Origin of the sequence: Vibrio sp. 10N.261.55.A7 (genome assembly GCF_002877365.1) — a bacterium.
Classification (GTDB): Bacteria; Pseudomonadota; Gammaproteobacteria; order Enterobacterales; family Vibrionaceae; genus Vibrio.
On sequence record NZ_MCWZ01000187.1, the window covers coordinates 1 to 3,386 of the forward strand.

General features: G+C 41.7%; 2 protein-coding genes. Both read left to right on the forward strand.

Annotated elements, in window-relative coordinates:
• The first annotated feature begins 259 nt into the window (after nucleotides 1–259).
• Nucleotides 260–1,840: a hypothetical protein gene (locus BCU12_RS10165; RefSeq protein WP_241909797.1), complete on the forward strand. Its 1,581-nt coding sequence runs from the start codon at nucleotides 260–262 to the stop codon at nucleotides 1,838–1,840.
• 35 nt (nucleotides 1,841–1,875) lie between these two features.
• Entirely contained in the window at nucleotides 1,876–3,096 is a 1,221-nt protein-coding gene (locus BCU12_RS10170; protein ID WP_102404193.1) for a hypothetical protein, read from the forward strand.
• Nucleotides 3,097–3,386: the final 290 nt, after the last annotated feature.

Consider the following 3,386-nt stretch of genomic DNA (forward strand, 5'->3'; position numbering starts at 1 on the left):
TTATCAAAGTGTGATCGAACCGATATTAATGAGTTTTGTTATGCACTTATATGCTCTAATTGATTAATTGTGTAAATTATTAATACCTAAAGTATTTATTATTTCAATGGTTCCGGAGTGGCAGATAACCGCAAAATTGTAACTTCCTGTTATTTATTGAAAATGACAATGTCAATAGTAATTCTATGGTAGAGCTTCTCACTATTGAAGTTAAGTTTATGTGATATTAGCATTGCGTTACGTTAATTTGAGCAAGAATATGGATAATTCAATGAGGCTTAACGCTATATCTCTAGCGCTAGGGTTGGTAGGTGCCATCACTCTTTCAGGATGTAATGATGATGACACAACAACGAATACGTCAACTCCAACTACAGCAACGCCAAGTACATCAGTTAATTATAGTGTTACCGCTATTGATGGCTATTTACGCAACGCTCTTGTCTGGTTAGATCTAAACGGAAACTATGTCCTCGATGAAGGTGAGCCGAGTGCTACTTCCGGAGCTGGAGGGCTTGCTGATCTTGATGTCACCGGTATTGATGCCCCTGAACAGTACCCTGTTGTTGTCCAGGCAATCTCTGGTCAAACCGAAGATGAAGATGATCTGGGAGTGAAAATAACTGAAGACTATATGATGTCTGCCCCTCCTGGCGAGCAAGATATTACTCCTTTAACGACGTTAGTACATGTCATCCTTGAGCAGAATACTTCAGACTCTGACGATGCAGAGACGATAGAAGCTGCAAAGAAAGCAGCAATTCAAAAAGTCGCGGATCAATTGGGGTTGGATGAAAGTCAAGTGCTCGGTGATTTTGTAGAATCGGGCATCCAAGCGGCCGCTTATGCCGCCGAAAATATTGTCGATGCCAGTGTATTGCCTTCAAGTCCGTCAGAGCTAGAACAGGTCACAGAAAACACGGTATCTGGAACCAAATTCCTTTCCATAACGGCTTCAGTCAATAATGTCATTAAGCAGAAAATAGAAGACGTTTCTAGCGATAGCGATAAAACGTTTGACAACGTTGGTGGCGCGACTGTTGGCTTAAATTTTTCAGTAGACGATGATAATGACGGTGTGCCAAATGACTTAGATGATTTTCCAAATAATCCCCTTGAAAGTTTGGATTCTGATGCCGATGGTGTAGGAGATAATGAAGATCTCAATGACGATACTGTTAATGGTGAAGATGACATTTACCCCGACTCAATTGATGCATTTCCGACTGACCGAACGAGAGCGGGCGATCCGGATCAAGATGGCGTTGACAGTATTGATGATGCTTTCCCACAAGATAAAAGTGAGTGGAAAGATGAAGATGAAGATGGTGTGGGAGACAATGCAGACCTTTTTGATGATGATCCTAGTGAGTGGTCGGATGCCGATTTAGATGGTTATGGTGATAACCAAGACCCTTTTGATGAAGACCCGACTGAGTGGGCAGATAGTGATTCGGATGGTGTTGGTGATAATACTGATGAGTTCGTAAATGACCCAACGGAATGGGCGGATGATGACAATGATGGCTTGGGTGACAATGAAGACGATCAATATCTAAATGACACGGATAACGATGGGTATGACAACGATACAGACCTTTTCCCAACTGACTCAACGGAGTGGGCCGATGATGATGAAGATGGCTTAGGTGATAACCAAGATGACCTCTACCCAAATGATGGTGATAACGATGGGGTCTCTGATGAAACTGATAATTGCCCTTTGTTACCAAACGCAAACCAAAATGACGCAGATAATGATGGGCTAGGTGACGCTTGTGACTCGAGTGCTGCTTTAACTTGGGACAACACAAACTGGGATGACTCGACTTGGCAGTAACCAACTCGACTAAATGGAATTGGAAGGATAACTAAATGAAACGCACTACTACAAAATTGCTGGCTGTGAATATCGGTCTATTTTTAACGGCGTCGGCTTTTGCTGCCGTCCCTCACACGTTTACATCGGGTACCCCAGCTCTTGCTTCTCAAGTGAATGCAAATTTTTCTGACTTGGATACTCGCGCCACCTCTGCTGAAAATGATATTGAAACACTAGATGCTAGTGTTACGGCGATAGCTGCAAGAGTGACAACGCTTGAAAGCGCTAGTCCAGGCTCAGATGCATACACAACGGTTGCTATCGACTGTAACTCTGATTCATCTGCATTAGCAACGGCACTCGAAAATTCACGTAATACCACCACACGTACAACATACAACGTTTCAGGTGCCTGTGATGCAATTGAGATCATTCGCAACGATGTCAAGATAGTGGGAGATGGTTCAGCATCAATTGCTTATCGTGATTCTGTTGACTATGAATCCGTGTATATTGATGCTCAATCGAACGTACGATTTGAAAACATTGCGTTGGATGGAAACTTGTTTGCCAAAAACAGTTCATCAATTCGCTTCAATAATGTTGCACTTTCAGACCCATTTGGTGATGGCGGTGGAGAGCTCTTTTTCAATGTCCAATTAAATACTTCTTATTTACGAATTGATGAAGGGAGCGTTGATTTCCTGAACCTGCGTGCGAATCGAAACTCAACAGTGGATATTAAATCTGGTGTAGGTGGCAATGGATTAGATGTTATATCGGATGGAAATTCAAGCGTTGTCATTGATAGTACAGCGGCTGAGTTTGTCACCGTAGAGGCCATTAGTAGCTCATTCATTTACTCGGCTGGCTTGACGGCAGAAGCTTTAATATCTGAAGGAAACTCAATTGTAGAAGCTGAGTCTATTACGCTTTCTAATCGAGCAGAAGCATGGGGTAATGGTCGCATTGCTGTATGGGGTGACATGACAGTATCTAACGATGTAGAAATATTAAAGAGCAGCTCAATAGTAGTGGATGGAGACTTTAGTGCAGGAACATTGAAATGCCAGTTCTCTTCGTCAATGCAGTTCGGAAACAATGTAACAACTACGGCTGCGTTCGATTATGACAGTACGACATCTGTTGATATCCATAAAGGTTGCTTTGGTGAAATCGGTGGGACATATAGCTTTAATCAAGGTGTTGTTGTAGGTCCTCTGTCTTCATTAATCGATTCTCAATGGAATGAAATCAATTCTACCCCGCAATGATCTCGATAGTTATTAAGTGAAGACAAAGAAATTTGTAAATTTTGTTTAGTGATTATTAGTTGCTTGAGGCCTAGCTGTTTAGTTAGGCCTTTCAATTTTTTCGGTAGCCATATAAGCACCGCGCTCAATTGAAGAATTTCTTTCAATTAAACGATCACGCTCCCCATTTCTTGTTTGATTCTGGAATCTTATTTTTTATCTGAAACTCGTTGATTATTAGTGGTTTAGTGTGGCATTGAACCTCATACTAAGGTGTTATTTTATCGGGGATAAGTGAGTCTTGACCAAAT